Below are 25,870 nucleotides of genomic sequence, written 5' to 3'. Positions count from 1 at the left end.
ACAGTGGTGAAGGTCGGCTGCATCGGACTCGGCGACATCGCGCGGAAGGCGTACCTGCCGGTGCTCACCACGCAGCCAGGCGTCGAGCTGCACCTCCAGACGCGGACGCCCGCCACGCTGGAGCGGACCGCGGAGACCTACCACGTCCCGGCCGAACGCCGCCACACCGACCTGGAGTCGCTGCTCGCCCAGGACCTCGACGCCGCCTTCGTGCACGCGCCGACCAGTGCCCACCCGGAGATCGTCGAGCGCCTCCTGGAGGCGGGGGTTGCCACGTACGTCGACAAGCCGATCGCGTACGAACTCGCGGACTCCGAGCGGCTGGTGGCGCTCGCCGAGGAGCGCGGGGTGAGCCTCGCCGTCGGCTTCAACCGCCGCTACGCGCCCGGCTACGCCCAGTGCGCCGAGCACCCGCGCGAGCTGATCCTGATGCAGAAGAACCGCGTGGGCCTTCCGGAGGACCCGCGCACGATGATCCTCGACGACTTCGTCCACGTCGTGGACACGCTGCGGTTCCTCGTGCCCGGCGCGGTGGACCACGTGAGCGTGCGTGGCCGCGTCGCGGACGGCCTCCTGGAGCACGTCGTGCTCCAGCTCGCGGGCGACGGGTTCACCGCGATCGGCGTGATGAACCGCCTCAGCGGCTCCACGGAGGAGATCCTCGAGGTCTCCGGCCAGGACTCCAAGCGGCAGGTCCTCAACCTCGCCGAGGTCGTCGACCACAAGGGCCAGCCCACCGTGCGGCGGCGCGGCGACTGGGTGCCGGTGGTGCGGCAGCGCGGCATCGAGCAGGTGGTGCTCGCCTTCCTCGACGCCGTGCGCGCGGGCAAGGTGCTCAGCGCCCGGGACGCGCTGGCGACCCATGAGCTGTGCGAGCGGGTGGTACGCGCGGTCCTCGAACAGGCCGCCTGAGCGCCCGCGCCCCCTCGACGGCGGCGAGCGCGACCAGCACGGCCAGCGCCGCGTACACCGGCCAGTCGCCGAACCGTACGTACGGCGTCGTGCCCGTGGCCAGCGGAACCTCGTACTCCGCGGTGTCCGACGCCGAGGTGCCGAGCGGCCGGCCGATCCGCTCGCCGCCCGGGCCGTGGACGGCGGAGACGCCGGTGAGCGTCGCGTGCACCATGGGGCGGCCGGTCTCTGCGGCCCGCACCGCCGCGAGCGAGGCGTGCTGCTCGGGCGCCCAACTGCCCTGGAACGTCGACGTGGCGGACTGCGCGAGCAGCACCTGCGCGCCCTCGCGGACCAGGTGCCTGCTCATGTCGGGGAACGCCGACTCGAAGCACACCAGGGGCCCCACGCGCACCCCGCCCGCCAGGTCCATCACGACGGGGCGCTCCCCGCGCCTGCGGTCCTCGCCCGCGGCCTTGCCCACCGACGTGGCCCAGCCGAGCAGGGAGCGCGCCGGGACGTACTCGCCGAAGGGCACGAGCCGCATCTTGTCGTAGCGGTCGCCCGTCGGGCCGTCCGGGCCGACCAGTACGGAGCTCTTGAAGATGCCGGGCCGGTCGGAGCGGCGCGCGTCCACGTTCACCAGCACGTCGGCGCCCACGAGACGGGACAGCGCGGCGAGCCGCCGCGCCAGGTCGGGCCGATCGGCCAGGTCGTGCCCGACGCTGCTCTCGCCCCACACGACGAGGTCCGGGCCGCGCCCCGCGAGGGTGCGCGTCAGCTCCTCCTCGCGGTCGAAGCGCCGCTCGGGGGCGTCGGCACCGTCCAGGACACCGGGCTGCACCACGGCGACGCGGACGCTGCCCGTGGTCTCGGGGCGCGGGGACCAGGTCCAGGCGGTGGTGGCCGCGGCGGCCACGGCGACGAGCCCGGCGACGGCGGGGACGCGCGCCGACCGCCAGGCGACGAGCACCGCGACGCCCGTGTTCACGCCCACGACGAGCGCGCTGACCAGCCAGACGCCGCCCACCGACATGAGCCGCAGCGCGGGCTCCACCTGCCACTGGCTGGAGCCGAGCAACCCCCACGGCCCGCCAAGGCCCTCCCAGGACCGCACCAGTTCGACCATCAGCCAGGCCGACGGCAGCACGAACAGCGCCGCCACCGCGCGCCCGGGGGCGGGGGCGCCGCCCAGGAGGCGGTGCGTGAGCCAGCCCCACGGCGCCCACAGCAGCCCGAGGAGCGCGGCGATGACGAGCGTGAACACGTGCAGGCTCGGCAGCAGCCAGTGGTGCACGGCCAGCATGAAGCCGAGCCCGCCGAGCCAGCCGTCGCGCGCGGCCCCGCGCCCCGACCCCGCCGAGCGGACGAGCAGGATCCACGGCACGAGCGCGACGTACGCGCACCACCACCACGACGGCTCCGGGAAGGCGAGCGCGGGCAGGGCGCCGCAGAGCACGGCCAGGGCGCCGCGCTGCCGGGGGGAGGCCAGGGCGGTGTCCAGGCGCGGGCGCCACGCCACAGGGCGGTGCGCGGGCAGGGCCCACCGGTGTGACCGCTTGCCGCCGAGTACGTCCATGCAGCGTGCCTCCTCGCCCCCGGCTCGGCCTCAGGCCCGGTCGTGCTCCAGTGTGCGCGCCGGTGGCGATCTAGGACAGGGGGCGGCGCCGCCGGGCCACCGGACCGGAGGGACGTGCTCCGGGCACGGTGACCGCTTCCGCCCGGCCGCACGCGGAGCGCGCCCACCCCGCCGTCCACCGGCCCGGCCCGCTGCCGTCCACGGCCTCGCCCGCCACCGCCCGCGCGGCCTTCGCTGCCCGCGGCCCGTCCGGTCCGCCCGTTGCCGTCTGCCGTCCGCCGCCCGTCCGTGGCCGTCCGCCCCACCTGCTGCGCGCCGCCCGTCCGGTCCGTTCGCCCGCCACCGCCCGCCCCGCCCCTCGTCCGGGTCAGCCCCGTCCGGGCGGGGTGTCCGTCCGCTGCGCGGCCCGGGCCGGGGCGCCGGTCCGGTCGGCGGTGCGCGTGCTGCGCCACTTCTCCCGTACGACCACCTGGCGCAGCCGCCAGCCGCCGTGCGTGCGCAGGGCGGCGAACTCGTAGCGGCCGCCGCACGTGAGGTCGGGCGCGGTGCCGGGGACGCCGTCCGCTCCGGTGGCGAAGCGCAGGGGGTTCACGTAGTCGGCGCGGATGCGCGCGGTGTCACCGACGTCCTGTTCGCGGACGCCGAAGCGGACCCGGCGGTTGACGATGAGGTGCTGGCGCATCGCGACGGCGCCCATCGTCTCCGCGAGCCACGCGGACACCTCGGCGGCGCCGCCTTCGATGCCGCCCGCCGACCGGTAGTCGGCGCGCCCGTCGGGCGTGAACAGCTCCCGGTAGGCGTCCCAGTCCCCGTCGTCGACGGTACCGGCGTAGTCCGTGATGAGGGTGTCGATGGCCAACTGGTCGAGCACGGCCGCGAGTTCCACACGCTGCGTCATCGGCTCAGTCTTGGGCACCGGGCGGGCGCAGCCAAGAGGGAGTGCCGCGAGGGAGTGCCGCGTCACGCGGCCTGGACGACCTCCGCCCGGACCGCCGCCGCCCACTCGGTCACCAACTGCTCGTACTCCCTGCGCTGTTCGGCGGAGAGGCGGCCGCCGGCGCGCAGCCACAGGCCTCGTATCCGCTCGTTCAGCTCGGCAGCCGACCGCGTGGAACCATGGGGTTGGGGGGTTAAGGGCATGACCTCAGCCTAGGGGATGGCTCCGACAATCGGAACTGTCGGTTACCACACACCGGTGGCGCGTGATCACGCGGGGGCGGCTCCGGCTCGCGGCCTCAGGCGTCCGCCTCCCCGCTCCGCGCGGAGCCCCCGCCGCCGGACGCCCGTCCGGCCGCAGGGAGGTGGACGACCAGCAGCGCGATCCCGCACAGCGTGACCACGCGGGTGGCGGCGTCGAGGCCGTTCCAGTTCTTGGACTGCCACATCGCGAACCACTCGCCGCCGATGCCGATGAAGCCGCCGCCGAACAGCAGCACCAGCATCAGCAGGCCCACGGTGCTCAGCCGCCGCGCCCTGCCGAACCCGCCGGCGCGCCCGCGCAGCGCCGCGACCCACACGACGGTTCCGGCGATCAGGATCAGCGCGGCGAGCGTCTCCCAGGCGATGATCGCCACGTACGCGGCGTCCTGGAGGGCGCGGGACTCGACGGCGCGCCACATCAAGTCCTCGTCCTTGAAGGTCGTGTCCATCGCCAGGACGTGCCGGACGAACTGCCGGTTGGTGTCGAAGTCGGTGAGGTTGCCGAACGCGACGAGCGCGATGTACAGCGCGACGACACCGGTGAGCACGGCCGCCGCGACGGCGGGTGCCCCGAGGGCGAGCCCCGCGGACCTCGTTCTCCTGGCCGTCCCGCGTTCGTCCGCGCCTGCCGGCATGTCACGTCCCCTTCGTCGCGTGCCGCCCGCCGGGCGCGGACGGCTGAAGATCCCATGGTGGCAGCACCGGCGCGGTCCGGTGGCGGCCGTGCGCGCCGGGGTCAGGGGCGGTCGGCGGGCCTGATGCGGTGGGCCGCGAGGACCCCCGCCGCGGCCAGGGCGGCGGTGAGCGCGAACGTGGCCGACAGGGCGACCGTCACCGTCGAGCCGTACGCCGACGCCAGCGAGACGGCGGCGCCGCCGAGGCCGCTGAGGACGGCGACGGCCAGGGTCTGGGCGAGCTGCATGGCGCCGCCGGCCTCGCCCTGCCGGTCCGCGGGGGCCTGCTCCATGGCGTCGGTGGTGGCGGCGTTGAAGGCCACGCCCATGCCCGCGCCGCCGATGGCCCAGCCCGCCACGGCGGTCAGGGCCGGTACCGCGTCGACGAGGACGCCGAGCGCCATCACCACGATGCCCACGAGCAGCACCGCGAACCCGGCCGCGATCGGCACGGCCCGCGACCGCCCGCTCCAGCGGCCGTCGGCCCGGCCCTGCCAGGCGGCCCCGAGCACCCACGTGATCGCGCCCGCCGAGAGGCCGAGACCGGCCTGCGAGGCACTCAGGTCCCGCAGGCGCACCAGGCCGAGCGGCAGGAAGGCCTCGCTGCCGAAGTACGCGCCGCACAGCAGGAAGCGCAGCACCACCCCCGTCGGTACGCCCCGCCGGGCGGCGAGCGTGCCGGGCGGCGTGACGGAGCGCAGCGCGAGGACCGCCACGGCGCCGCCCGCGACGACGAGCGGGACGAGCAGGGCCGGGTGGCGCACCTGGAGCCCGGCGAGCAGGACGCCCGTGCCCGCCGCGAGCAGGACGCTCCGCGCGACCGGGGTGGCCCACCAGCGCACCGGCGGGGCGGCGCCGGACGTGGCGGCGGGTGCCGAGGAACCGGTGCCCCCGGTGCGGTGCAGGCGGCGCAGCGGGGGCAGCGCCAGCGTGGCGGCGATCGCGATGAGGGGCAGCAGCAGGACGAACACGCCGCGCCAGGACACGTGGTCGGCGATCACGGCGGCGACCGTCGGGCCGATGAGGGACGGCACGGTCCAGCCGCCGGCGACCAGGGCGAACATGCGCGCCCGCAGGTGCCCCGGGTAGGCCAGGCCGATGACGGCGTACGCGAGCGCCATCACCGCCCCGACGCCGAGCCCCTGGAGGAAGCGGCCGGCCAGGAAGGCGGGCCAGTTCGGCGCGGCCCCGGCGAGTGCGCAGCCCGCCGCGAACACGACCAGGCCCACGGCGAGCGGCCGGGCCGGACCGTGCCGGTCGGCGTCGCGGCCCGCGGCCACGGTGCCGATGAGGTTGGCGAGCATCAGGGCGGAGAGCCCCCAGCCGTACGCGTGCAGGCCGCCGAGGCGGCCCGCGATCTCCGGGAGCACCGTGGCGACCCCCATCGACTCGAACGCCACCAGCCCGACGGACAACACGATGCCCCAGGTCAGGGCGGCGTAGGGGGCACGGAAGGCGCTCTCGGCGACGGCCGGGGCCGACGGGGGACGACCGCCGGGCGCGGTCGTCTTGAGGGCGTCGGCGGCGGGTGGTGCGTCGCTGGGGTCGGACGCGGGCGCCGTCTCGGGCGCCGCCTCGGGCGCTGGTGTGGAGGCGGAGGCGGGGGCGGACGGGGGCGTCGGCGTGGGTGCGGATGCAGGCGCTGGCGCTGGCGCGGGCGCGGGCGCGGAAGAGGAAGTGGGTGCGGGAGTGGAAGCGGGTGTGGGCGCGGAAGAGGAAGCGGGCACGGGTGAGGAAGAAGAAGCGGACGCGGACGCGGACTCGGCGTGGGCGCCCCGGGCGGTCGCTCCCCGTGCGGGCGGCTCTGACGGCAAGGCCAACCCTCCTTTACGTTTCGATCCGGAACGGAACGAAAGTACATGCTACCTATACTGGACCCCATGGCAACCCCGGATTCCGCAGCCCCGCCCGCCCGTTCGGCGGGACGCCCGCGTGACGCCCGGCTCGACGAGGCCATCGTCCGGGCGACGCTGGAACTCCTGGAGGAGTCCGGCTATCCGCACCTGACGCTCGAGGGCGTGGCCCGCCGCGCGGGCACCACGAAACCGGCCATCCGCCGCCGCTGGCCGTCCCGGCAGCACCTCGTGATCACCGCGCTCGCCGAGACCATGGGCACCGCGCCCACCCCGGACACCGGCTGCACGCACTGCGACCTCATCCTGGGCATCGAGACCCTCAGCCAGGCCTTCGGCGGCACGCTCGGGCGCCGGACGCTGCCCGCCCTGGTGGCGGAGCTGGCCGACGACCCCGAGCTGGACCGCGTCTTCACCGAGACGGTCTTCCGGCCCCGCAGGGCCACGACGGAGGCCGCGCTGCGCCGGGGCATCGAGCGCGGCGACATCCGGCCGGACGCCGACCTGGACCTGCTCCTGGACATGCTCGGCGCCACCACGTACCACCGCGTGCTCTTCGGCCATCTGCCGGTCACGGACACGCTCGCGCACGACGTGGTGATGACCGTGATGGGCGGCGCGGCGACACCGCGCTGGCGCGGCCACTACCAGCGCCACCACGAGGGCGCGGAGGCCTCAGTCTGACGCGGCGGGGTCCGGCAGCACCGCCAGCAGGGGGCGCAGCGCAGGACCCGGCGGCCCCGGGAGCACCGCGAGGTACGTCGTCAGGGCCGGGGCGGCGAGCGGCCGCACCGCCACCCGCGGGAACGACGGCACCCCCGCCACCTCGTAGAAGACGGTCCACGACGGGGCGCCCGCGCCGATCTCGGCCAGGGTCTCCTGGAGCGTGGTGAACGGCGGCCCGTACGGCGGTTCGGCACCGGCCGCCCGCAGCGCGCCGGTCACCAGGTCGTGGAAGGGCGGGTTGTGCCCGCGCGGAGCGAGCCGCAGCGGCAGGTCCGCGAGGTCGGTGAGGCGCGGGGACGCCGCGCCCGCGAGGCGGTGGCCCGCGGGCAGCGCCACGTACAGCGGATCGCGCCACACCGGCAGGAGTTCGAGCCCCGGCGCGCGCGGCGCCGCCCGCACCAGCGCCGCGTCCAGCTCGCCGGAGCGGACCGCCGCGAGCCGTTCGGTGAGCCCCAGGCGGCGTGGCCGGACGCGGAGCCCGGGTGCCGCCGCCGCGAGGTCCGCCAGCAGGCGGCGCAGGCGGTCGCCGGGGCCCTGCACGGTGCCCAGGCGCAGCACGCCGTCGCCCGCCGCCAGGTCGGCCGCGACCCGCCGGGTCCGGCGCGCCGCGGCGAGCACCGCGCGCGCCTCCGGCAGCAGGCGCTCGCCCGCGCCGGTGAGTTCGACGTGCCGCGTGGTGCGCCGGAACAGCGCCACGCCCAGCTCGCGTTCCAGGCGGCGCACCTGCTGGCTCACCGCCGACTGGACGATGCCGAGGCGTGCGGCGGCCCGGCTGAAACCGCCCTCGTCGGCGACCGCCGCGAAGTACTCCAACTGCCGCAGCTCCACCGGCCCCGCCGCCCCCCGTCGCGCCATCCGGGCGGGGCGCGCCCCGCCCCCCCCGCATTCATCTCGATCCGTGATCTCTGCAGGTGACAACTGATGCTGGTACGCGCCCTGTTCCCCGGGTCGAATGGGATCCGCGCGGGCCGCGCCGCGGCCCGCCCGACCCGAGGAGCCCCGGATGAGCCGGTACGCACACGCCCCTGACCACCCCGGAGCCGGCGGCGGCTCCCCGCGCACCCCCGGGGCGCTGGTGGTACCGCCCGGCACGACCGAGCACGTGCCGCTGCCCCACGGCGGCGGCTTCGACCTGCTCGTCGACGCGACGGCGACCGGCGGCGCCCTGGGCGCCAACCGGCTCACCCTCGGCGAGGGGGCGGACGGCGCGGGACCGCACCACCACGCCCGGTCGACGGAGCTGTTCCACGTCCTGGACGGCACGGTGGACTTCTTCCTGGACGGCGAACTCGTCACCGTGGGGCGGGGCGGCCTGGTCGTGGTGGCACCGGGGACGCCGCACGCCTTCGGCGCCGCCGCCGGGGACACCGCCGACCTGCTGGTGGTCCTCGCGCCCGGCGTCGACCGCTTCGACTACTTCCGGACGTTGGGGCGCGTCCAGCACGGCCTCGAACCCTTCGACAGCCTCCTGCCGCAGCAGGACCGCTACGACGTGCACTTCCTCGACGGCGCCGACTGGCGGGCGGCCCGGGCCGCCGCCTCCGGGGGAGTACAACGCGCCAAAGCCCGCCGGGCGCCCTGACGGCGGTGGTGACCCCCGCCCGGTTGTGGGCAACACTGCACACAGCACGCGACGGTCCCGCGCCCGCTCACGGCCTCGCCAGGAGGCAGGGCTCACGTCAGGAGGCTGCTGGTGTCGACGGCGGAGAGGCGGGAGGGGCGCGTGGCCCGGGACCACTGGGAAGTCGCCCTGCCGGACGGGCGCGTCGTGCCCTGGACGGGGTTCCACGTCGGACCGGCGGGCCTCGCCCCGGAGGAGTTCGCGGGCATCTGCCGACGGCTCCTCGGGATGGACCCGCCCGCGGCCGAGGCCGCGGCCCGCGAAGAGCTGGTCCCGGTCGGCGCCGACCGCGACCGGCCCGGCATCGTGATCTACTCGCCGCCCCTGGCCAAGCGCATGTACGAGGGTGCCATCGAACGCCTCGCGGCCGGGGAGCCGGCCGAGGACTGGCCCACCATCCTGGAGGCCCGCTCGGTCTGCCTCGCGCACGCCGACGACCTCCTCGTCGGCAGGACCGGGCCCTGGCGGCAGGCGGCGGCGGGCCACCCGACGGTCGAGGTCCCCGACCTGGACCACTTCCACCTCAGCCACGCCCTGCTGAAGCTCGCCGACGGCCCCGCCGACCGGTGGTCCCGAATCCTCGGCCCCGTGATCGACCGGTTGCGCGCCGACCCCGCGTGCGTCGTCCGCGTCTACGCCCTGGACGCACCGCTGCGGGTGCTGCTCCTGTGGCTCGGGCGGGTCGCGGGCCTCGACCGGCTCCTGGTCGAGGCCAACTCCCCGGAGATATCCGAGCGCTGGGGGCACAAGGCCGTCCTGCACCCCACGGCCCGGGCGGCGGGGGAGCTGGCGACGCCCGTGCCCGGGCGCGCCCCGTTTGACGTCCTGGACGAGGAGTCGGCCCTCACGCCGCTGTACCGCGCGTTCGGCCTGGCCGTACCGCGGCTGCCCGGGTACACCGTCGAGTGGGACGGCGCGCTCGGCGACGCCGCCGCGAGCGGCGGAACCCGGACAGAACCCGGCGGCGCACCGCACGAGGCCGGAGGCCGCCCCGCCGGCCGGGCGGGCGCCCCCGGGACGAACGGCGCCTGTGCGAACGGCGGGAGCGGTTCCGCGGAGGCCTCCTTCGCCGCCCGGCTCCGGCTCGCGGCACGGCTGTTACGGGAGCGGTACGGCCTGCGCCGCGGCTGCCTCAAACCCGTCAGGGGCGGCACCGGACAGCGCATCCACGTCGGGGTGCCGCTCGACGACCCGGCTGCGCTCGCCGCTCTGGCCCACCGGGCGGCCCGCTCCGGCGAGGACCACCTCCTGGAGGCCCACGCCGACTACCTGCGGCACACCGTCACCGGCCACGAGTTCCTGCTCGCCCCGTCCCTGCACGTACGGGGCGGGAGACTGGCCGACGGCATGGCCCTGCAGTTCCTCAACGGCACCGTGTGGGAGGGCAACGTCTTCCTCGACGAGGCCACCCACGCGGCGTTCGGCATCACGGGCGACCACTACGCGCGCGTGCGGCGCGCCATGGCCGCGTTCGTCCAGGTCTTCCAGGGGCGCGGCCTGGTCAACGGCGGCATCGACTTCGCGATCGCCCGCGTCGGCGGCCGCTTCGGCGACACCCCCCTGGTGGCCATGCAGGACCTGAACCTCTCCGCGTGCGGCGCCGACTACCTGCACGCCTTCCTGGACGAGAGCCGCGGCGCGCTCGCCGCCCCCGGCCGGGCCGGAGGCGGCGTCTCGGCCGCGACCAAGGTCATCCGTCCCGCCCCCGGCATGGACCTGCCCCGGCTGCGCCGCCTCGTCGACCGCCGCACCCCCACGTCCTACGCCAGGGCCCTCACGTCCGTGCCGGGCAACTGGGGACTGATCGCGGTGGCCTGCCCCGACGCCGTACGGGCGGCGGAGGAGGTGCTCGCGCTGGAGGCGCGGCTGGCGTCCTGACGGGCCGCCGAGGCGAATCCCCGCCACGAGCGGGGCCGTGCGTCAGTACACGCTGACGCCGTACGCGGCCAGCGCCTCCCGCACCGGCTGGTGGATGGCGGAGCCGTTGGTGCCCGAGCAGCCGGAGCTGCCCGAGTGGATGCCGAGGGCGACCGTGCCCGCGAAGTGGGCGCCGCCGCTGTCGCCGCCCGCGGAGCAGGCCGTGGTGCGGACCATGCCGTACACGGGCCCGTCGCCGTAGTTCACGGTGACGTTGACGGCGGTGACGGTGCCGCTGGTCACCTTGGTCGTGGAGCCGCTCTTGCGGATCGCCTGGCCCACGACGGCGTCGGCGGCGGAGGAGATCTCCTGGAAACTGCCGTTGTGGAGGGTGACGTTGCCCGCCGGGTTGGAGCCGTTGGTGTAGCGGACGAGGCCGTAGTCGTTGGTGGGGAAGCTGGTGCCCTCGCGCGTGCCGATCGCCGCGCCGCCGGACGTGGCCGACCAGGTGGAGCTGAGGTTGGTGCAGTGGCCGGCGGTGACGAAGTAGCGGGTGGTGCCCTTGGTGACGTTGAAGGCGGCCGAGCAGCGGGAGCCGCCGCCGTAGATGGCGTCGCCGCCCGCCACCTCGCGCCGGAAGGTGCCGGGCACGCGGCTGACGCGGACCGCCCCGTCGAGCGAATCGGCCACGCGGCGCAGTCGGGCCAGGTCACGGGCCGACACCGAGCGGTCGGCCTGCACGGCTATCTGGTTGGTGCGCGGGTCGAGGCCCCAGGACGTGCCGGGTATCTTCGCGCGGGACTCCAGCGCGTCCATGGCGGCGTCGAGTTGGGCGGCGTCGCGCGTCACCCGCTTCGGGACCGCGCCCGCCGCGCGGGCGCGCTCGGCGGCGGCGTCGCTGGTGACGGTGGCGATCAGCGCGCCGGTCCGCCGGTCGACGTACGTACCGGCGCTGTCGTCGCCCAACTGCCGTTCCACCTGGGCGCTGAGGGCGTTGACCTGGGACGGCGTGGGCGGTCCTGACGGTTCGCTCCGAGCCCCGGCCGGTGTCACGCCGAGGGCGAGGGAGCCGGTGACGAGGAGGGCGGACAGGACGAGGCGCGCGGACGTGGTGCGTCTCATGTGGGGGGTCTCCTTCAACGGTGACGTGTGGGACGTACCGAGGTACGTGGGGGACGTACCGAGGTACGTGGGGGACGTACCGACCAAGGAAACTGGCATGCCCGCGTCAATCACGCAAGGGTGTGGACCGCCCCGGAGGCCCGGTCGGCACCTCCCCGCGGCCGTCCGGATCGCGCCTAGGCGAGCCGTTCGGCCAGGTGCTCGGGCGTCAGGCGGGCGTGGTCGCGCGCGGTGGTGACGAACTCGGCGATCAGCGGGTGCGGCCCGGGGCGGGTGAAGACGGCCAGGGGGCGGCGCCTGCGCGGCACCAGGCGCAGCGCCGTGCCCGGGAAGTCCGGGGTGAGGACGTTGGCGGGCACCAGACCGGCGCCGAGCCCGGCGGCGACGAGCCGGGGCACGGCGGCCGTCTGCGTCGAGCGAATGGCCGCGTGCGGAGTGAACCCCGCCTCCGCGCAGAGCCGTTCGACGGTGGCGGCCAGGGCGTGGTTCTGCCCGTACTGGACCCAGGGGCGGTCGGCCAGCTCCTCAAGGCGCACGGTCACGCGCCCGGCCAGCGGGTCCCCGGGCGGCACGAGCGCGACGAACTCCTCGGTGCCGAGCGGGTGATGGGGCCCCTCCCAGCCCTCGGGCAGCGGGCCGAGGGCCACGTCGGCGGTGGCGTCGCTCACCGCGCGGGCGAAGGAGCCGAGGTCGGCGTACTCGTGCAGGACGACGTCGACGCGGGGGTGGTGCCGGTGCCAGGCGGCCAGCACGCCGGGGACCACGCCCAGGGCCACGCTCAGCACGGCGGCGAGGTGCAGCTCGCCGTGGACCATGTCGGCCACGGCGCGGGCGGCCCCGGCGGCCCGCTCGGCACCCGTCAGGGCGTGCCGGGCACCCGGCAGGAAGGCGCGGCCCGCCGGGGTGAGGTGCGCCCCGCGCGGCGTGCGCTCCAACAGGGGCGTGCCCACCGCCCGCTCCAGGCTCTTGAGCTGCTGGGACAGGGTCGGCTGGGAGACGCGCAGCCGGGCGGCGGCGTCGGTGATGCTGCCGGTCTCGACGACGGCGACGAGGTACTCGAGCTGCCGCAGCGTGGGGATGGCCATAGGCGAACCCTATGCCTCCCCATGGAATCGCGTCTTTGATCTATGGCTTGCGGTTCCCTAGCCTCGGTGGGGCCGACGGCAGCCCCAGGGGGTCTACGGCGGGGTCGACGGCGGCCTCGGCGGAGTCGACGGCGGCTTTCCGGCCGACAGCGCTGTCGGCACCATCGGCACGGCCCGCATCGTCGCTACCGCCTGCACCGCCTGTACGGCCCGCACCGTCGGCACCGCCAGTGCCGCTCGCACCGCTCGTACCGTCGGCACCGCCAGTGCCCCCCCCGCATCGACGGCACTGCCCGCGCGGCGCGCGCCGCGCGGGGCCGTCGCGGACGGCTCTCGCGTGCCTGCCGCGCCCCTCCCACCCGCTCCGAGTCACCAGGACGACGCCTTCATGACCACACTCGCGCCCGCCCCTGCCGCACAGACCGCACCCACCCAGGCCCAGGCCCCGGCCCAGGCCCAGGCGCCGGACCCGGCTTCGGCACCAGACCCGGCTTCGGCTTCGGCTCCGGCTTCGGCTCCGGCGAAAGGCCCGCTCAACGGCCTGGCCACCCTCGCCCTCGCCTACGGCACCCTGTCCGTCGTCGGGGCCCTCTTTCCGCCGCTGCGCGCCGTTACGGGCACCATCCCCGTGCCGGCCCTCGTCCTCGGCGTCACCGGGCTCGCCAACGCCCACCGCATGCACGGCGCCGGCCGCAAGCAGGCCGTGGCGGGCGTGGCCACCGGCCTCGTGGGCCTGGTGCTGACCCTCGTCACGCTCTGACGGCCGCCGCCCGCCGCCGGGCGGCCACGGCCCGCCGGGTGTCCTCGGCGACCAGGTCGGCGTTGATCTGGGCACCCGCCGCGGCGCCCGCCGCCGCGGCCGCGCCCACCTGGGCGGTCAGGTCGGTGACGTTGCCCGCGACCCACACGCCCGGCACCTCGGTGCGGCCGGTCGCGTCGCACGGGACGTACGCGCCGACACCCATGGGGTGCTCGACCGCCCGCAGCCCCAGCGCCGCCAGGAAACCGGCGCGCGCCACGATGCGCGGCGCGACCGCGAGGGCGTCACGCGCGACGGTGGCGCCGCCGCGCAGCCGCACGCCCACGAGCCGGTCGTCCGCCACCTCAAGGCCGGTCACCTCCCCGTCCACGACCCGGACGCCGAGCGCCGCGAACTGCTCCGCCTCCTCGTCGTCCAGGGCCGCCCCGGTGTGGGTGAAGTACGTGACGTCGTCGGTCAACTGCCGGAACAGCAGCGCCTGGTGCACCGACATCGGCCCGCCCGCCAGCACGCCGACGGCCTGGTCGCGGACCTCCCAGCCGTGGCAGTACGGGCAGTGCAGCACGTCCCGCCCCCAGCGCTCGCGCAGCCCCGGCACGTCCGGCAGCTCGTCGACGAGGCCGGTCGCCACCAGGAGCCGCCGCGCGCGGACGCTCCGGCCGTCGGCCAGCGCGACGGTGAAGCCCTCGCCGTCCCGGGCTGCCGACTCCACCGAGCCGGACACCACGTGGGCGCCGTACCCGCGCACCTCCGCCCGGCCGCGTTCCAGCAGCTCGGCGGGCGGCGTCCCCTCACGGCCGAGGAGCCCGTGCACCTGGCTCGCCGGGGCGTTGCGCGGGGCGCCCGCGTCGATCACCGCAACGGAGCGCCGCGCCCGCGCGAGCATCAGGGCCCCGTTCAGCCCGGCGGCGCCACCGCCGACCACCACCACGTCGTAGCCGCCGTCCACCTGCTGAGCCCTGCCGTCCACCTGTCGGGCCCCGTCGGCCACTCGCCGGGTCCTCTCGTACACCCGACGGGCTCTGTCGTCCATGTGCTCGGTCACCGTGACCACCTCCTTGCGACGACGGTGCGTGTGCACCTGCCGCGAAAGCAAACATGGTTGCCGGTACGGCAAAGCGCCAGGGGCGCCCCACGGCGTGACCGGCTGCGAAGCCGCGCCATCCGGCCCATGATGTGTGCAGGTGGGGAAGGGCCTGGGCAGCGGTGTGCGGTTCGCCGGGCGCGAGCGCCGGGAGGACGGTCACGGCCGCGACGGTGGGGGCCGGACACGTTTGGCGAGGTCTGTGACGGGCACCGAGAGGCTCCGGCGGCCTGGAGATCCCTGTGCCGCCCCGATACCGCGGAAGCAGGAGGTGCCATGAGTGACAGCAGCATGGCGGACGACGCCTACCAGCCCACCGGCGACAACGAGGAACAGGAGGACGCGGCGCCCCTGGACCTCCAGGACGCCGTGGACGAGCGTACGTACGACGACATCCTCGACGAGGGCTACTCGCCGCCGGAGAAGCCCCTGGGCGTCAACGAGACCGGCGTCACGGCGGCGGAGCAGCACGAGGGCGAGTCCCTCGACGAGCGGCTGAGCCGGGAGGTGCCGGACACGGAACCGCCCGCGGGTGACGGCATCGGCGACCTGCCCGGCGGCGAGGGCGAGCTCCGGGACCCCGAGACCGGGGCGGACCGCGCCGGCCGCCTGGTCGCCCCGGACGAGGGCGTGAGCCGGGACACCACCAAGGACCTCGTCGCCTCCGACGTGGGGGTGGACGGGGGCGCGGCGGGCGCCGAGGAGGCCGCGGTGCACGTCGTGGAGGAGCCCGACGAGGAGGAGCCGGGGGAGGGGCAGATGTGACCGGTCCGCCGACCGGTCCGCCCCGGTCCCTCCCGGCCTGACCTCGCCCGGCCAGGGACGAGCGCGACGGGCCCGGCCCACCCGGCCGGGCCCGTCCCCGTGCCCCGCCCACCGGGCCGGACCCGTCCCCCTCGTACCGCCGGTGGTTCCGGGCAGCACGGCGAGCCCCAGGGGCGCGCCGCTCACCCGGCCCGGCACCGTAAAGGGGCCGGAACGGGCGGCGCGGCGGCCCTCAGGGGCTCGTCGGCGCTGAGTGCCGTTCGGATGGTCAGCGGGTCAGCGGGTCAGCAGGTCAACAGGTCAGCGGGTCAGCAGACCGGCGGATCAGCGGCTCAGCAGCTCGGCAGATCAGCAACTCAGCGGATCAGCGCATCAACGGGTCGCGGGGTCAGCGGGCGTGTCCGGCGAGGGCGGGGGCGTGCTCGCCGCGCAGCGCCGAGCGGCCCTGCCCCCACACGTCCAGCAGGTACGCCGCGAACCGGTCCTCCACCAGGACGGTCGCGTCCGCCCCGAAGGCGACGTCGGCGTCGAGCTCCGGCTCGTCGGCCAGCAGTCCCGCCACCACCTCGCGGCGCACGACCTGCTCGTGCACGGCGTCGGCCTCGACGTGCTCGGCGTAGAAGTGCTCGGCGGCCGGGCCCGCGTCCAGGCGGCGCATGGCGGCGGCGAGGCGCCGCGAACCGGGCGGGGAGGTGATCTCGACTGTGGCGAAGTGCCCGACGAGCGCGCCGCGCAGCGCGCGGTGCAGGCCGAACAGCGACATGAGGTTGACGACCACGAGCGCCTCGGCGGGGGCCCGGTCGAGGTAGCGGCCGTACGTCGGGTCGAGCCGGAGGTCGCTCATCAGGTCGGCGAAGAGCTGGGCGTGCACGCGTTCGGCGCGGCCCGCGCCGAACTCGTCGTACTCGATCGCCGCCATCGCGGCCTTGGCCCGGCCGTACAGGCGCGGCAGCACCCAGGCGTGCGGGTCGGCCTCCTTGAGGTGGTAGAGCGACCGCAGCGCGGCGTACTCGCGCACCTGCCACAGCTCGCCGTCCTTGGCGAGGTGGTGGCTGACGCTGCCCGTGGCCTCGACGGGCTCGACCAGGAGGTCCTCGAGGGCCTCCGCGGCCGTGCGCCCGGTGGGAACGGCGTCGCGCAGCGCGGTGAGGAAGGCGTCCTCCAGGCCGCGGCGCACGGCGAGCAGGGCCGGGTGCCACTCCAGGTCGTCGGGGACGGAGTCGAAGCCCCGGTAGTGCAGTTCGTAGAGCACGTACAGGGCGAGGTGCAGGTCCTCGCCCCACGGGTCGGCGCCGCGGAGGGCGGCGGGGTCGTGCGCGAGGCCGTCGGGACCGTCGCGCAGGGCGGTGATGACGGCGTGCGAGAGGGGCCCACGCGGGGGCGGCAGGTGGGTCACGTCGCGTCCTTCGCGTCCTTCGAGCGGTGCCGGTCCTTCGAGCGGTGCTGGTCCTTCGAGTCGTACGGGCCCTTCGGAGCGGGCGCGGGCGCCGGGCCGGCGGCGGGGGAGCCCGCAGGTTCCGGGGAGCTCGTCCGGTTCCCGGGCCCCGCCGGGCGCGGGCCGCCCTCGGCGGCGGGCGAACCCTTGGTGCGGCGGCGGTGGCTGGTGTCGCACCAGGGCGGCGTACGCGTGCGGCGGCAGGCGCAGACGGCGACGACGAAGCGGTCGGACCGTACGAGGGAGCCGTCGGCGGTCACGACCTCGACCGGCCCCTCCACCAGCAGGGGGCCCGCCGGGTCAACGGTGACGCGCCGCGCGTCCTGGGTGGGGGCCGGGGCCGGGACGGGGGCCGCGGCCGCCGGGCACGGGGCCCGGTCGGGGGCGTGGCGGGGCTCAGCGGAGTTCGGCACGGATCACCACCAGGCCTTCCAGCGTCTCGTCGGGGCCTATGAGGTTCCGGGCGCGCAGCCACTCCTGGCGGGAGCGCAGCACGGGCCCGTGCGGGATCAGCGCCCGCTCGCTCACCCTGGCCCGCAGGCCCGCCTCCTCCAGGCGCATGAGCGTCGTCTCGGTGCCGCTCAGCGCGGAGTGGACCATCAGGAACACGCCGTGCGGGCGCAGCAGCCGGGGCGCGGCGGCACAGATCCGGTCGATCACGTGCCGCCCGTCGTACCCGGCGTCCCAGGCGCGTGCGGCGCCGCGCGCGGGAGGATTCGGGTTCGGCGCGGGCACGTAGGGAGGGTTGCTGACCAGGACGTCGAAGCGGCGGCCTTCGAGCGTGTCCAGGCTGCCGTGCAGGGCGGTGAGACGACGGCCGGCGCGCCATGCGTTGAACCGGGTGGTCCACACGGCCCGGCGGGAGACGTCGACGGCGGTGACGCGGGCGCCGAAGTGCGCGGCGTACACGGAGAGCGCCCCGCTGCCGCTGCCGACGTCCAGGACGTCGAGGCCCGCCACGCCCTCGCGCTGCAGGGCGCGGGCGAGGAGGCGGGTGTCGGCCTGCGGCGCGTAGACACCGGGCAGCCGCCACATCCGTGCCGGGGGGACGGGTGCCGCCGGGGGCGCGTCGGTGGTGAGCGAACGCGCCATGGTGCCTTCCGTGGGGTGTGAGGGGAGAGGGTTCTCCACCAGGCTTCCTCTCTTTCTGCCCGGCGTCCACCGGAGAGCGCGGGGTTCGGTCGTACCAGGCGCTACAGGTGCCCCGAAGGGGCGATGTGATGCACGGCGGCCCTCTGAGCTGCGCGGGGGCGCGTGTGGCGGACGTGCCCACCGGGGCGGGGCCCGCGGTCCGAACGCGGGCGGTACGCGGGCCGTGGACCGGCCGCACGCGGGCGGTAGGGGTCTTCCCGTACGGGGGGGGGGGGGGGGGGGGGGGGGGCCGGGCCGTGCGCGGGCGGTGGGGGCCGTACGCAGGCGGTGGGGCCCGTGCCGTGCCGGATATTCGCTGGCCGACCGGGAGCGCGGCCCGCAAGGTGGGGCCATGGATTCCGGACCCTCCGGGGCGCACGGCCACGCGTGGCTCGGCGCGCCCGTCGACGCCCGCCCGCTGTTCGCCGCCGAGCACGAGGCACTGCTGGCGACCCTGCGCGGGGCGGCGCCCGCCGACTGGCACCGGGAGGCGGTGCCCGGCTGGACGGTGCGCGATCTCGCCGCGCACGTCCTCGGCGACTACTACGGGCGCCTCGGCCGGGACCGTGACCGCCACGAGGGCGGGCCGCGCCCCGCGCCGGGCGAGACGCTGGAGGCCTTCATCCACCGCGCCAACCAGGAGTGGGTCGACGCCTGGGCGCGGGTCAGCCCCGCCGCCCTGGTCGACACCCTGGACCTGGTGGGCCGGCAGGTCACCCGGTTCTTCGAGGCCGCCGACCCGGCGGCCGCCTCGCTGGGCGTGTCCTGGGCGGGGGTCGATCCGGCGCCCATGTGGCTGGACTGCGCCCGCGAGTTCACCGAGTTCTGGACCCACCGCCAGCAGGTGCGGCACGCCGTCGGCCTGGGGAGCGACCTCGCTCCCGGTCCGCTCGCGGTGGTCCTGGACACGTTCCTGCGCGCCCTGCCGCACACCTTGCGGGACACGGAGGCCCCCGTCGGCACCCAGGTGGAGGTGCGGGTCGGCGGCCCGGCGGGCGGCACGTGGACCGTCACCGCCGAGCGGGACCGCTGGAGCCTGGCCCGGCCGCCCGCCGGACGGCCCGCGGCGGCCGTGGAGTGGGACCCGGACACGGCGTGGCGGCTGTGCACGCGCGGCATCGACCCGGCCACCGCGCTCGGCCGTACCCGCACCCACGGGGAGCGCCGACTGGCGGAAGCCGTGTGCCGCGTCGTGTCGGTCGTGTACTAGGCCCGCCGCCCGGCTTCCCCTCGACCGGGCTGACGAGCCCTGGGGGCGCCCACCGCTCCCGAGGGGAGCGCCGTGAGCGCGCCCGGCCCCTCGAACGCCCCGCTCCGCGCTGTGCAACCGCCCGCCGAGCACCGGCCGTGCGACGGCACGAACCGTCACCACCAGGCGTGTTCCTCCCCGCGCACGGCCGTCGGCCGGGGCCGTGCCGAAAGCCGCCCGCCGGGCCGTCTTGTCGCCTTGTCGATATGCCCGCACCCTTGCCGGGTCACCGCCGACGCGAAGGGGCGTACATGGGCGTATTCGGCAGGTACCGCGGCAGCGATCCCCAGGGGGACGACGGCACCGGCGACCTCCTCCGCCGGGTCCTCGGCGAACTCGAAGCGCTGAGCCGGCGCGTGAGCGACCGGCAGCACGCCGCCGACCAGGCACGGCGGGCCACCGAGGACGCCGTCACCACCGGTTTCGCCCGTGTCGACAGCGAGCTGAGGGCGGTGCGCGGCGCGCTCGACGACCTCGCCCGCCTCTCGCGCCGGGAGCCCCGCCCGCCCCGCGAAGAGCCCCGCGAGGAGCCACGCGGAGAACCCCGCCAAGAACCCCGTACAGAGCGTCGCGAGAAATGCCCCGAGGCCCTCGAAACCGAGACGAGGACCCTGCTGCGGGCGGCCGGGATCTCCTGCGCCACTGTCAGGGCGCACCGCGACACCTGGGCCTTCGTCGTCGAGCACGCGAGCCCGGACCGCCACTTCCGGGTGCCGGGCAGCGTGGTCGAGGAGGGCGAGGCCGTCAGCGTCCGGGTGTCAGGGCCCAGCCTCGTCGCGGCCCTCACCCGCCTCCGCAGCGTCAGCCGGACCGACGACGACCCGGGCACCCGGGCCATCGCGGGCCACCTCCACGAGCGGCTCACCCAGACGGTGCGGGACGTCGTCGAGCACCCGCACCGCGGCGACGGCGCGCCGCCCGTCACGATCGTCATCGACGACCGCGTATCAGGCCCCCCGTACGGCGAAACGGCCGCTACGACGTCCCGCACACCGGCCGCTACGACGTCCGAACCGACCGGTACGACGTCCGCCCGGCCGACCGGCACCGTGGCCGACCGCCCGGACTCCCCGCCGGACACCTGCCCCGGGCCCGGAGGACCGGACGACGACGACCCGCCGCCCGGCCGGTCGTAAACCGGGTGCGAACCCTCCCCGCTCTGGTGTGTGATCGCGGGCATTGCGATCGCGGGCATGACGATCGTGACGAGCGAGCCGGACGTGGACGGGCTCGGCGAGGCGGTGGTTGTGCTGCGGGAGTGGCAGCGCGAGGGGCGCCGACGCAACTGCACCCGGGCGACGTGGGCTGGTTCTGGCGGTCGGGGGCGGAGGCGACCGCCGCCGCGGTCCGGACGTGGACCGGGACGGGCGGATCCTCGCCGTCGGGCTGCTGGACGGCCCCCGGCTGCTGCGGCTGACGTTCGCGCCCGCCGCCCACCGCGACGAGGAGCTGGCACAGCGACTGCTGGACGACGTGACCCGGCCGGAGCGCGGCGTGCTGCCGACGGGCAGGCTGAACGTCGAGGTGCCGCCGGGCGCGCTGCGGCGGTGACGGTGTGGTCGGCCGGCCCGGGCAGGCCCGGGCCGCTCGAACCGATGGGCGTGCACCGCGAGCACCGCCGCCGCGGCCACGGCACGGCGGTCTCCGTCGCCGCGGCGGCCGCGCTCCAGAGCTCGGCGCGTCCAGCGCCGTCGTCTGCACCCCGAGCGCCAACACCGGCGCCATCGCCGCCTGCACCGCCGCGGGCTTCCACCCATCCCGGAGGTCCGGGACCGCTACCGGGACGCCTAGGACGCGCACCTGCCGCGTAACGGAACGCCGCGCGCCTGCTCCGTCCCGGAACAGGGAGGCGCCCGGCCGCGCGGCCCCGCCCCGGACGGCCGGTCAGCCGACGGACTCGCCGACGCGCGGGCGCAGCGTCGATGAGGGACCGCTCCACATCCATAAGGAACCACTCCACCGTCGGCGTCACCTTCGCGTAGGGCCCCTCCACGCCGGCCAACTCATGCCCCTTGCGCGACTCGACCGCAACCAGAGCCAGTACGTCAGCGAGAGGCTCTACCAGGCGCAGGCGGACGTGCGGAAGGCCCGCGCCCTGTACGACCAGTTGGAGAACACGTACAGGGCAGTACCAGCGCGACGCCCACAACCGCCGCAAGCGGGACCGGCAGCAGCGCCTCTGCCAATCAACCGTTCCGCCCTGCCGACCTCACCCCGCCCCCGGGCGGTACGGTCCGCGGGCCGCCGCGCTCGATCCCCCGACGCCAGTACGCGTGCACGTACGCCCCAGTCCTCACCTGCATGGCGGGGTCCGGGGCGTCTCGCCGTGCCCAGGGTCAGGCGGCGGGCACGACGTCCGCGCGGACAGCGGCGGCCCACTCGGCCAGCAGCCGTTCGTACACGGCGCGTTGGTCATCAGTCAGGCCGACACGGGCGTCGTGCCAGAGGGCGCGGATGTCCTCGTTCACGACCGCGGCGGGGCGCACGGCGGCGGCTCGGGGGCCGGGGTTGGGGGACATGCCCGTCAGCGTAGGCGGCGGCACTGACAGCCGCTACGGGGCGAGGGCCTCAGCCCTAGGGAGCGCTCCTCGCCGCCGCGCGCTCAGCCGCATCGAGGACCAGTCCCCACGGATACTCCCCGGGGCGCCCCTGACCCGGCTGGTTGGGAACGAACCCCCCGTCGCCGTACAGCACTTCGATGCCCATGGCCCGGAGTACGGCCACACTCCGGTCGACCTGCGGGTGCGCGGCGAACGCCGCGTTCACACAAGGCATCGCGACCATCGGAATCTTCTTGCCGAAGGCCTCGGCGACGACACCCACAGCCCACGACGTCGTCAAGCCCTGCGCCCAGGCGTTGAGGGAGTTGAACGTGAGGGGCGCGAACGCGATCACGTCGGCCCGGGGCCATGCGTCTGGATCACCTGGGCGCTTGTACCGGGTACGCACGGGGTGCCCCGTCAAGGTGGCCAGCTCGGCAAGGTCATCGGCGAGCCACTCGGCCGCGCTCGGCGTCAGCCCGAGGCACACGTCGAAGCCGCGCTCTTGGGCGTCCCGGATGACACGAGCCGCGTCGAAGGCTGGCGGGGCGGCGCTGGCGAAGAAGTACAGCGTGGTCATGCCGCCCATCCGACCATATGCAGCCGCCCCGGAACCGGGTGGTTCGGGGGCGGACGCGAGTACCGTTCCAGATGACGAGTCAGGAACGGAGACCAGTATGCCTGCGCTGGGCGACGATCACACGGGTGCCCGTATCAAGAAGTACCGGAAGCTCGCTCACCTCTCGCAAAGACAGCTCGCCGCACGTATCCCTTTCTCCTACAGCCTGCTGAATCAAGTCGAGTGCGGGGCCCGGGCAGCCTCCGGCGAACTGATCGCCGCAGTAGCTGGCGAGTTGCGCATCGATCCCTCGATCCTGTCGGAGCCCGACCACGTGAACGGCCTCCAAGCCGGACGCCTGACCGTCATGTTGCGGCCCATCCGAGAATCCCTGGATCTGTACGATCTGGCACCCGAACGAGGGGCCGAAACGCCTCCGCTGTCCGTGCTGGTGACGGAAGCCGACCGCGTGTGCCAGGCCGTCCGGGCCACCCACCTACGCACCGCCGCACGCGAGCTCCCCGACCTGATCGCCCACCTCACCGCCATCTCCTGCTCCACCCCCAGCGACGAGGCGTGGCGCGCTTTGGCGTCCTGCTACCGCAGTGCCCACGACGTCGCCCTCAAGCTGGGCCAGCAGGACCTTTCGGCCCTGGCTCTGGACCGTATGGGGTGGGCTGCCGAGCGCGGCTCGGACCCGTGCCTGGCCGCCGTCCGGCAGTACAAGCGGGCGTTGAGCCACCAGGGGTCCAGCCGCCGTCTGGGGCGGCGCCTCGTGGCCGCGGGCCACGACCTCCTCGGCGAACCTGCCACCCTGGAGGAGGTAGCGGTGGCCGGTCAACTCCACCTCGGCGCCTCGGCCGTGGCCGCCCGGGCCGGAGACAGGGCAGGGGTGGCCGCTCACATCGGCGCGGCCCGGGACCTGGCCCAGCGGGTCGGAGGCGAGGCGCGCGAGGTGCACTGGCTCAGCTTCGGCCGCGTGAACACAGCCCTGCACGAGATGGGGGCGGCGATCACCATGAAGGACTTCGACGAGGCACTGCGCCGGGCAAGAGCGATCAAGCTGCCGCCGTCGACCTTGACGAGCCGGAGGGCCCGCTACCTGGTGGATCGGGCGCTCGCCGAGATGGAGACCGGCTACGCCCATGCCTCCCTGCGCCACCTGGTCGCCGCACGGAAGGCGGCCCCCGAACAGACCCGCTACCACCCCCGTACACGCGAAACGATCACAGGCCTGCTGAAGACGACCCGGCAGGTTCCGGAAGAACTGGTCCACATGGCCGCGTGGGTGGGCCTGTAAGCGGCCCCGCGTCACGCTCACAAATCTGTGAGCGTTCCGGCCTCCGCACCCCGGCACGCTGAAGCTGTCATCAACAGCCACAGCAATGCGGGGTGCATCGTGACGGTGGGGCAACGGCTGATCGCCGACTGGCTGGCCCAGGCCGCCCCCGACTCCAACGGGGCTTGGGCGGAGTGGTTGGACCACGGCGTGGCGCTCCTGCCACTCGGCCGTCGCTTCGACGCGGTCCGCGTCCCGGCCGCGCGCATACACGCCGCCGTGGGCAGCGACCAGCCACAGATGGTGGCCGATGCGCTGGAGTCCTGGCTCGAGGGCCCCGTGCTCCGGGATCTTCGGAGCAGCCTCGGTCCGTACTACGTACTCATTGAGCCGGGCGCCGACTGGGACGGCCCGGACGAGCGGCTCTCCACGAACACGTACCTCGGCGTGCCCCGCCCCGGCCAACCGACCATGCTCACCCGCTGGATCGTCGAGCCGTCGCAGCCCGGATGCCTGTGCGACGTCCGGCGCCTGCGCGCGCTGCTGGCCACGGCCGAGCCGCTCAGGACGGTGGGCCGACGATGACCGAGCACGACCACACCGCGCCCGCCCCCCGGTCCGAGCCCGTCGAGAAGCGTCTCCTGGCGTGGGCCACCGAGGCCTCCGACCGGATCGCGGTGACCATGCTCATCCACGAGCAGGAGCTGCTGGCCCGCCCCGCCGTACAGCGGGTCCTCGTGGCGCAGGCCGACGACGGCGTACGGGCGGACTGGACACGCCTCTCCCTCCGTCTCACCGAGCTGGAGCTGGACGACGCCGAGTACGCCTTCGTGGAGGTCGTGCTCGCCATCGCGCTCGGGCGGCAGGTCCTCCTAGACCGCGTGCTTCCGCTCCGTGAGCGTCGCTTGGCTGTCGTGCTGCGGGCGCTCGCCGCGTGGGCAGGCTCTGACACCATCGCAGTGGGGACACGCTCATGACGAACGCCAGGCAGCTCGACGAACTGCTCGCGGCGGCCGGCGAGGCCGGCAGGACGCTGCCTCCTCCCGCGGAGACCGCCGAGGTGCACCGGCGCCTCGTCGCCCAGATCCGCCTCCGCCTGCCCGGGGCGGAGCGGGCGGCCGCCGCGGCGGAGGTCCGCAGCCGGGACTGGTATCGGCATCTCCAGGTCGTCGACGACGCGCGTGCGGCTCTGGAGGCGAAGGGCGAGGAGCCCGACCTGCGCGTCGGGCCGCTGGCCGCAGCCCTGCGTGTGGGAGAGCTCGCCCGTCATCTGCGCAAGCTGGCCGCGTACCCGGCAGACGGCGAGGTGCGGCCGTGAGCGCGGGCGCGCTGCTGTGCTGGCGCTGCGATCAGCCGATCCGGCCCGGCGAACCGGTCGCCTCGTACGCGAAGGACTCGCCGTCCGGGGCCGGGGCCCGCGCGGTGTGGCACGCGGGGCCGTGTCCAGGGCGGGGGAGAGGTTCCACCCCTCCTCCCCGGGCAGGAGGGCAATGACTCCGGAGGGTGGCCTCAGTCGGCGGACTCGCCCGCGTGCGGGCTCAGCTCGCCCATTCCCACCAGTACGAACAGGACGATGCCGAGCAGGATGCGGTAGTAGACGAAGGGCATGAAGCTCTTGGTCGTGATGAACTTCATGAACCACGCGATCACGGCGTATCCGACCACGAACGCGATGATCGTGGCGAAGATCGTCGGCCCCCAGGAGACGTGCCCCTCGCCCGCGTCCTTGAGTTCGTAGGCGCCCGAGGCGAGGACGGCAGGGATGGCGAGGAGGAAGGAGTAGCGGGCCGCGGCCTCGCGGGTGTAGCCCATGAGAAGGCCGCCGCTGATGGTCGCGCCGGAGCGGGAGACACCGGGGATGAGGGCCATCGCCTGGCACACGCCGAAGATGAGGCCGTCCCGGACGCCCAGCTCCTTGAGGTCCTTGCGGTGGCGTACGGCGCGGTGCCTGCCGCCGGTCTCGTCGCGCGCGGCGAGGCGGTCGGCCACGCCCAGGACGACGCCCATGACGATCAGGGTCGTGGCGATGAGGCGCAGGTCGCGGAACGGCCCCTCGATCTGGTCCTTGAGGGTCACGCCCAGCACGCCGATCGGGATCGAGCCGACGATGACCAGCCAGCCCATCTGCGCGTCGTGGTCGGACCGCGGCACCTTGCCCACCAGCGAACCGGACCACGCCGCGATGATGCGGCCGATGTCCTTGCGGAAGTAGATCAGGACGGCGGTCTCGGTGCCGATCTGCGTGATGGCGGTGAACGCGGCTCCCGGATCGTGCCATCCCGCGAAGGCCGCGGTCAGCCGCAGATGGGCGCTGGAGGAGATCGGGAGGAACTCGGTCAGTCCCTGGACGAGTCCGAGGATGAACGATTCGAGCCAAGACATGAGAACTGCGCCGTCCAGATGCTGATCGTGCGCTGACCCGTGAGGTGGCGGTCAGAGGCAGGGGAAGGGGACCGGGGC

27 protein-coding genes and 1 pseudogene are annotated in these 25,870 nt (G+C 75.4%); 13 read left to right on the top strand and 15 right to left on the bottom strand.

Translation table 11 applies throughout. The features are described from left to right. Nucleotides 1-6 precede the first annotated feature (6 nt). Entirely contained in the window at nucleotides 7-912 is a 906-nt protein-coding gene (locus tag IE330_RS08245; protein WP_190135213.1) for a Gfo/Idh/MocA family protein, read from the top strand. Here IE330_RS08245 and lnt read toward each other — a convergent pair. From lnt to IE330_RS08220, 5 genes are all read right to left on the bottom strand, one after another. Then, nucleotides 836-2,470, bottom strand: coding sequence for an apolipoprotein N-acyltransferase (gene lnt, locus IE330_RS08240; RefSeq protein WP_190135212.1), 1,635 nt, complete (start codon nucleotides 2,468-2,470; stop codon nucleotides 836-838). The genes IE330_RS08245 and lnt overlap by 77 nt on opposite strands. Before the next feature lie 367 nt (nucleotides 2,471-2,837). Continuing rightward, on the bottom strand, nucleotides 2,838-3,368 hold the full coding sequence (locus IE330_RS08235) for a nuclear transport factor 2 family protein (protein WP_190135211.1): 531 nt from the start codon (nucleotides 3,366-3,368) through the stop codon (nucleotides 2,838-2,840). Between the two features lie 62 nt (nucleotides 3,369-3,430). Then, the gene (locus tag IE330_RS08230; protein WP_190135210.1) at nucleotides 3,431-3,610 is read right to left on the bottom strand and encodes a hypothetical protein; all 180 of its coding nucleotides are present in this window, start codon (nucleotides 3,608-3,610) and stop codon (nucleotides 3,431-3,433) included. A 95-nt stretch (nucleotides 3,611-3,705) separates the two neighbouring features. Next, the gene (locus IE330_RS08225) at nucleotides 3,706-4,305 is read right to left on the bottom strand and encodes a DUF2165 domain-containing protein (RefSeq protein ID WP_190135209.1); all 600 of its coding nucleotides are present in this window, start codon (nucleotides 4,303-4,305) and stop codon (nucleotides 3,706-3,708) included. A 101-nt stretch (nucleotides 4,306-4,406) separates the two neighbouring features. Then, nucleotides 4,407-5,762, bottom strand: a complete 1,356-nt coding sequence (locus IE330_RS08220; RefSeq protein WP_229925477.1) for an MFS transporter — start codon at nucleotides 5,760-5,762, stop codon at nucleotides 4,407-4,409. 462 nt (nucleotides 5,763-6,224) lie between these two features. Here IE330_RS08220 and IE330_RS08215 point away from each other — a divergent pair, with 462 nt between their 5' ends. Beyond that, entirely contained in the window at nucleotides 6,225-6,881 is a 657-nt protein-coding gene (locus tag IE330_RS08215; protein WP_190135208.1) for a TetR/AcrR family transcriptional regulator, read from the top strand. On the opposite strand, the gene IE330_RS08210 is transcribed toward IE330_RS08215, so the two are convergent. After that, a complete protein-coding gene (locus IE330_RS08210) occupies nucleotides 6,873-7,778 on the bottom strand; it encodes a LysR family transcriptional regulator (RefSeq protein ID WP_229925476.1) in 906 nt (301 codons plus the stop codon). The genes IE330_RS08215 and IE330_RS08210 overlap by 9 nt on opposite strands. Nucleotides 7,779-7,926: 148 nt before the next feature. On the opposite strand from IE330_RS08210, the gene IE330_RS08205 reads away from it, so the two are divergent. Next, nucleotides 7,927-8,505, top strand: a complete 579-nt coding sequence (locus tag IE330_RS08205; protein ID WP_190135207.1) for a cupin domain-containing protein — start codon at nucleotides 7,927-7,929, stop codon at nucleotides 8,503-8,505. Between the two features lie 111 nt (nucleotides 8,506-8,616). After that, a complete protein-coding gene (locus tag IE330_RS08200; RefSeq protein WP_190135206.1) occupies nucleotides 8,617-10,422 on the top strand; it encodes a hypothetical protein in 1,806 nt (601 codons plus the stop codon). A gap of 42 nt (nucleotides 10,423-10,464) precedes the next feature. On the opposite strand, the gene IE330_RS08195 is transcribed toward IE330_RS08200, so the two are convergent. Together IE330_RS08195 and IE330_RS08190 are read right to left on the bottom strand one after the other, a co-directional pair. Continuing rightward, nucleotides 10,465-11,523 carry a S1 family peptidase gene (locus IE330_RS08195; protein WP_190135205.1) on the bottom strand — a complete coding sequence of 353 codons (1,059 nt, stop codon included), beginning with the start codon at nucleotides 11,521-11,523 and terminating at the stop codon, nucleotides 10,465-10,467. A 176-nt stretch (nucleotides 11,524-11,699) separates the two neighbouring features. Next, complete coding sequence (locus tag IE330_RS08190) at nucleotides 11,700-12,608, bottom strand: LysR family transcriptional regulator (protein ID WP_229925475.1); 909 nt, start codon at nucleotides 12,606-12,608, stop codon at nucleotides 11,700-11,702. Nucleotides 12,609-12,996: 388 nt separating this feature from the next. Between IE330_RS08190 and IE330_RS08185 the strand changes: the two genes are divergently transcribed. Then, entirely contained in the window at nucleotides 12,997-13,368 is a 372-nt protein-coding gene (locus IE330_RS08185) for a hypothetical protein (protein WP_190135204.1), read from the top strand. Here the strand turns inward: IE330_RS08185 and IE330_RS08180 are convergent. Further along, nucleotides 13,358-14,413 carry an NAD(P)/FAD-dependent oxidoreductase gene (locus IE330_RS08180; RefSeq protein WP_229925474.1) on the bottom strand — a complete coding sequence of 352 codons (1,056 nt, stop codon included), beginning with the start codon at nucleotides 14,411-14,413 and terminating at the stop codon, nucleotides 13,358-13,360. The genes IE330_RS08185 and IE330_RS08180 overlap by 11 nt on opposite strands. A gap of 315 nt (nucleotides 14,414-14,728) precedes the next feature. Between IE330_RS08180 and IE330_RS08175 the strand changes: the two genes are divergently transcribed. Beyond that, complete coding sequence (locus IE330_RS08175; RefSeq protein ID WP_190135203.1) at nucleotides 14,729-15,217, top strand: DUF5709 domain-containing protein; 489 nt, start codon at nucleotides 14,729-14,731, stop codon at nucleotides 15,215-15,217. 388 nt (nucleotides 15,218-15,605) lie between these two features. Here the strand turns inward: IE330_RS08175 and IE330_RS08170 are convergent, their stop codons facing one another. The 3 genes from IE330_RS08170 to IE330_RS08160 are packed head-to-tail and all read right to left on the bottom strand — an operon-like array spanning nucleotide 15,606 to nucleotide 17,744. Beyond that, nucleotides 15,606-16,613: an iron-containing redox enzyme family protein gene (locus IE330_RS08170; RefSeq protein WP_190135202.1), complete on the bottom strand. Its 1,008-nt coding sequence runs from the start codon at nucleotides 16,611-16,613 to the stop codon at nucleotides 15,606-15,608. Further along, nucleotides 16,610-17,065 carry a CDGSH iron-sulfur domain-containing protein gene (locus IE330_RS40005; protein ID WP_373314594.1) on the bottom strand — a complete coding sequence of 152 codons (456 nt, stop codon included), beginning with the start codon at nucleotides 17,063-17,065 and terminating at the stop codon, nucleotides 16,610-16,612. The genes IE330_RS08170 and IE330_RS40005 overlap by 4 nt, the downstream gene beginning before the upstream one ends. Next, a complete protein-coding gene (locus tag IE330_RS08160; RefSeq protein WP_190135201.1) occupies nucleotides 17,049-17,744 on the bottom strand; it encodes a HemK2/MTQ2 family protein methyltransferase in 696 nt (231 codons plus the stop codon). Before IE330_RS08160 ends, IE330_RS40005 begins: the two co-directional genes overlap by 17 nt. A 391-nt stretch (nucleotides 17,745-18,135) precedes the next feature. Between IE330_RS08160 and IE330_RS08155 the strand changes: the two genes are divergently transcribed. From IE330_RS08155 to IE330_RS08145, 3 genes and pseudogenes are all read left to right on the top strand, one after another. Next, the gene (locus IE330_RS08155) at nucleotides 18,136-18,993 is read left to right on the top strand and encodes a maleylpyruvate isomerase family mycothiol-dependent enzyme (protein WP_190135200.1); all 858 of its coding nucleotides are present in this window, start codon (nucleotides 18,136-18,138) and stop codon (nucleotides 18,991-18,993) included. A gap of 290 nt (nucleotides 18,994-19,283) precedes the next feature. Continuing rightward, nucleotides 19,284-20,168 (top strand): hypothetical protein, encoded by an 885-nt coding sequence (locus IE330_RS08150; protein ID WP_190135199.1) that lies wholly within the window; start codon nucleotides 19,284-19,286, stop codon nucleotides 20,166-20,168. Between the two features lie 57 nt (nucleotides 20,169-20,225). Continuing rightward, a pseudogene (locus IE330_RS08145) lies at nucleotides 20,226-20,823 on the top strand (GNAT family N-acetyltransferase). Nucleotides 20,824-21,368: 545 nt separating this feature from the next. Here the strand turns inward: IE330_RS08145 and IE330_RS08140 are convergent. Both IE330_RS08140 and IE330_RS08135 read right to left on the bottom strand, forming a co-directional pair. Continuing rightward, nucleotides 21,369-21,551 (bottom strand): hypothetical protein, encoded by a 183-nt coding sequence (locus IE330_RS08140; RefSeq protein ID WP_190135198.1) that lies wholly within the window; start codon nucleotides 21,549-21,551, stop codon nucleotides 21,369-21,371. A gap of 55 nt (nucleotides 21,552-21,606) precedes the next feature. Further along, entirely contained in the window at nucleotides 21,607-22,152 is a 546-nt protein-coding gene (locus IE330_RS08135; protein WP_190135197.1) for a flavoprotein, read from the bottom strand. A 97-nt stretch (nucleotides 22,153-22,249) separates the two neighbouring features. Here IE330_RS08135 and IE330_RS08130 point away from each other — a divergent pair, with 97 nt between their 5' ends. The 4 genes from IE330_RS08130 (at nucleotide 22,250) to IE330_RS08115 (ending at nucleotide 24,728) form a co-directional block, all read left to right on the top strand. Next, nucleotides 22,250-23,431 carry a helix-turn-helix domain-containing protein gene (locus IE330_RS08130; RefSeq protein WP_190135196.1) on the top strand — a complete coding sequence of 394 codons (1,182 nt, stop codon included), beginning with the start codon at nucleotides 22,250-22,252 and terminating at the stop codon, nucleotides 23,429-23,431. A 99-nt stretch (nucleotides 23,432-23,530) separates the two neighbouring features. Beyond that, nucleotides 23,531-23,995 carry a hypothetical protein gene (locus tag IE330_RS08125; RefSeq protein WP_229925473.1) on the top strand — a complete coding sequence of 155 codons (465 nt, stop codon included), beginning with the start codon at nucleotides 23,531-23,533 and terminating at the stop codon, nucleotides 23,993-23,995. Further along, nucleotides 23,992-24,387, top strand: coding sequence for a hypothetical protein (locus IE330_RS08120; RefSeq protein ID WP_190135195.1), 396 nt, complete (start codon nucleotides 23,992-23,994; stop codon nucleotides 24,385-24,387). The genes IE330_RS08125 and IE330_RS08120 overlap by 4 nt, the downstream gene beginning before the upstream one ends. Continuing rightward, on the top strand, nucleotides 24,384-24,728 hold the full coding sequence (locus IE330_RS08115) for a DUF6415 family natural product biosynthesis protein (protein ID WP_190135194.1): 345 nt from the start codon (nucleotides 24,384-24,386) through the stop codon (nucleotides 24,726-24,728). Before IE330_RS08120 ends, IE330_RS08115 begins: the two co-directional genes overlap by 4 nt. Nucleotides 24,729-24,919: 191 nt before the next feature. On the opposite strand, the gene IE330_RS08110 is transcribed toward IE330_RS08115, so the two are convergent. Further along, nucleotides 24,920-25,792 (bottom strand): undecaprenyl-diphosphate phosphatase, encoded by an 873-nt coding sequence (locus IE330_RS08110; protein WP_190135193.1) that lies wholly within the window; start codon nucleotides 25,790-25,792, stop codon nucleotides 24,920-24,922. Nucleotides 25,793-25,870 lie beyond the last annotated feature (78 nt).

The sequence above is a fragment of the Streptomyces longispororuber genome, assembly GCF_014656095.1.
Taxonomy (GTDB): Bacteria; Actinomycetota; Actinomycetes; order Streptomycetales; family Streptomycetaceae; genus Streptomyces; species Streptomyces longispororuber.
The sequence above is the reverse complement of the archived record's forward strand: the minus strand, read 5'-3'. Positions and strand labels throughout refer to the sequence as shown.

Bases quoted from the DNA above. Each gene is read 5' to 3' on its own strand.
- lnt (WP_190135212.1), bottom strand. From the start codon at position 2,470: ATGGACGTACTCGGCGGCAAGCGGTCACACCGGTGGGCCCTGCCCGCG.
- IE330_RS08235 (WP_190135211.1), bottom strand. From the start codon at position 3,368: ATGACGCAGCGTGTGGAACTCGCGGCCGTGCTCGACCAGTTGGCCATC.
- IE330_RS08230 (WP_190135210.1), bottom strand. From the start codon at position 3,610: ATGCCCTTAACCCCCCAACCCCATGGTTCCACGCGGTCGGCTGCCGAG.
- IE330_RS08225 (WP_190135209.1), bottom strand. From the start codon at position 4,305: ATGCCGGCAGGCGCGGACGAACGCGGGACGGCCAGGAGAACGAGGTCC.
- IE330_RS08215 (WP_190135208.1), top strand. From the start codon at position 6,225: ATGGCAACCCCGGATTCCGCAGCCCCGCCCGCCCGTTCGGCGGGACGC.
- IE330_RS08210 (WP_229925476.1), bottom strand. From the start codon at position 7,778: ATGGCGCGACGGGGGGCGGCGGGGCCGGTGGAGCTGCGGCAGTTGGAG.
- IE330_RS08205 (WP_190135207.1), top strand. From the start codon at position 7,927: ATGAGCCGGTACGCACACGCCCCTGACCACCCCGGAGCCGGCGGCGGC.
- IE330_RS08195 (WP_190135205.1), bottom strand. From the start codon at position 11,523: ATGAGACGCACCACGTCCGCGCGCCTCGTCCTGTCCGCCCTCCTCGTC.
- IE330_RS08190 (WP_229925475.1), bottom strand. From the start codon at position 12,608: ATGGCCATCCCCACGCTGCGGCAGCTCGAGTACCTCGTCGCCGTCGTC.
- IE330_RS08185 (WP_190135204.1), top strand. From the start codon at position 12,997: ATGACCACACTCGCGCCCGCCCCTGCCGCACAGACCGCACCCACCCAG.
- IE330_RS08175 (WP_190135203.1), top strand. From the start codon at position 14,729: ATGAGTGACAGCAGCATGGCGGACGACGCCTACCAGCCCACCGGCGAC.
- IE330_RS08160 (WP_190135201.1), bottom strand. From the start codon at position 17,744: ATGGCGCGTTCGCTCACCACCGACGCGCCCCCGGCGGCACCCGTCCCC.
- IE330_RS08155 (WP_190135200.1), top strand. From the start codon at position 18,136: ATGGATTCCGGACCCTCCGGGGCGCACGGCCACGCGTGGCTCGGCGCG.
- IE330_RS08150 (WP_190135199.1), top strand. From the start codon at position 19,284: ATGGGCGTATTCGGCAGGTACCGCGGCAGCGATCCCCAGGGGGACGAC.
- IE330_RS08140 (WP_190135198.1), bottom strand. From the start codon at position 21,551: ATGTCCCCCAACCCCGGCCCCCGAGCCGCCGCCGTGCGCCCCGCCGCG.
- IE330_RS08135 (WP_190135197.1), bottom strand. From the start codon at position 22,152: ATGACCACGCTGTACTTCTTCGCCAGCGCCGCCCCGCCAGCCTTCGAC.
- IE330_RS08130 (WP_190135196.1), top strand. From the start codon at position 22,250: ATGCCTGCGCTGGGCGACGATCACACGGGTGCCCGTATCAAGAAGTAC.
- IE330_RS08120 (WP_190135195.1), top strand. From the start codon at position 23,992: ATGACCGAGCACGACCACACCGCGCCCGCCCCCCGGTCCGAGCCCGTC.
- IE330_RS08115 (WP_190135194.1), top strand. From the start codon at position 24,384: ATGACGAACGCCAGGCAGCTCGACGAACTGCTCGCGGCGGCCGGCGAG.
- IE330_RS08110 (WP_190135193.1), bottom strand. From the start codon at position 25,792: ATGTCTTGGCTCGAATCGTTCATCCTCGGACTCGTCCAGGGACTGACC.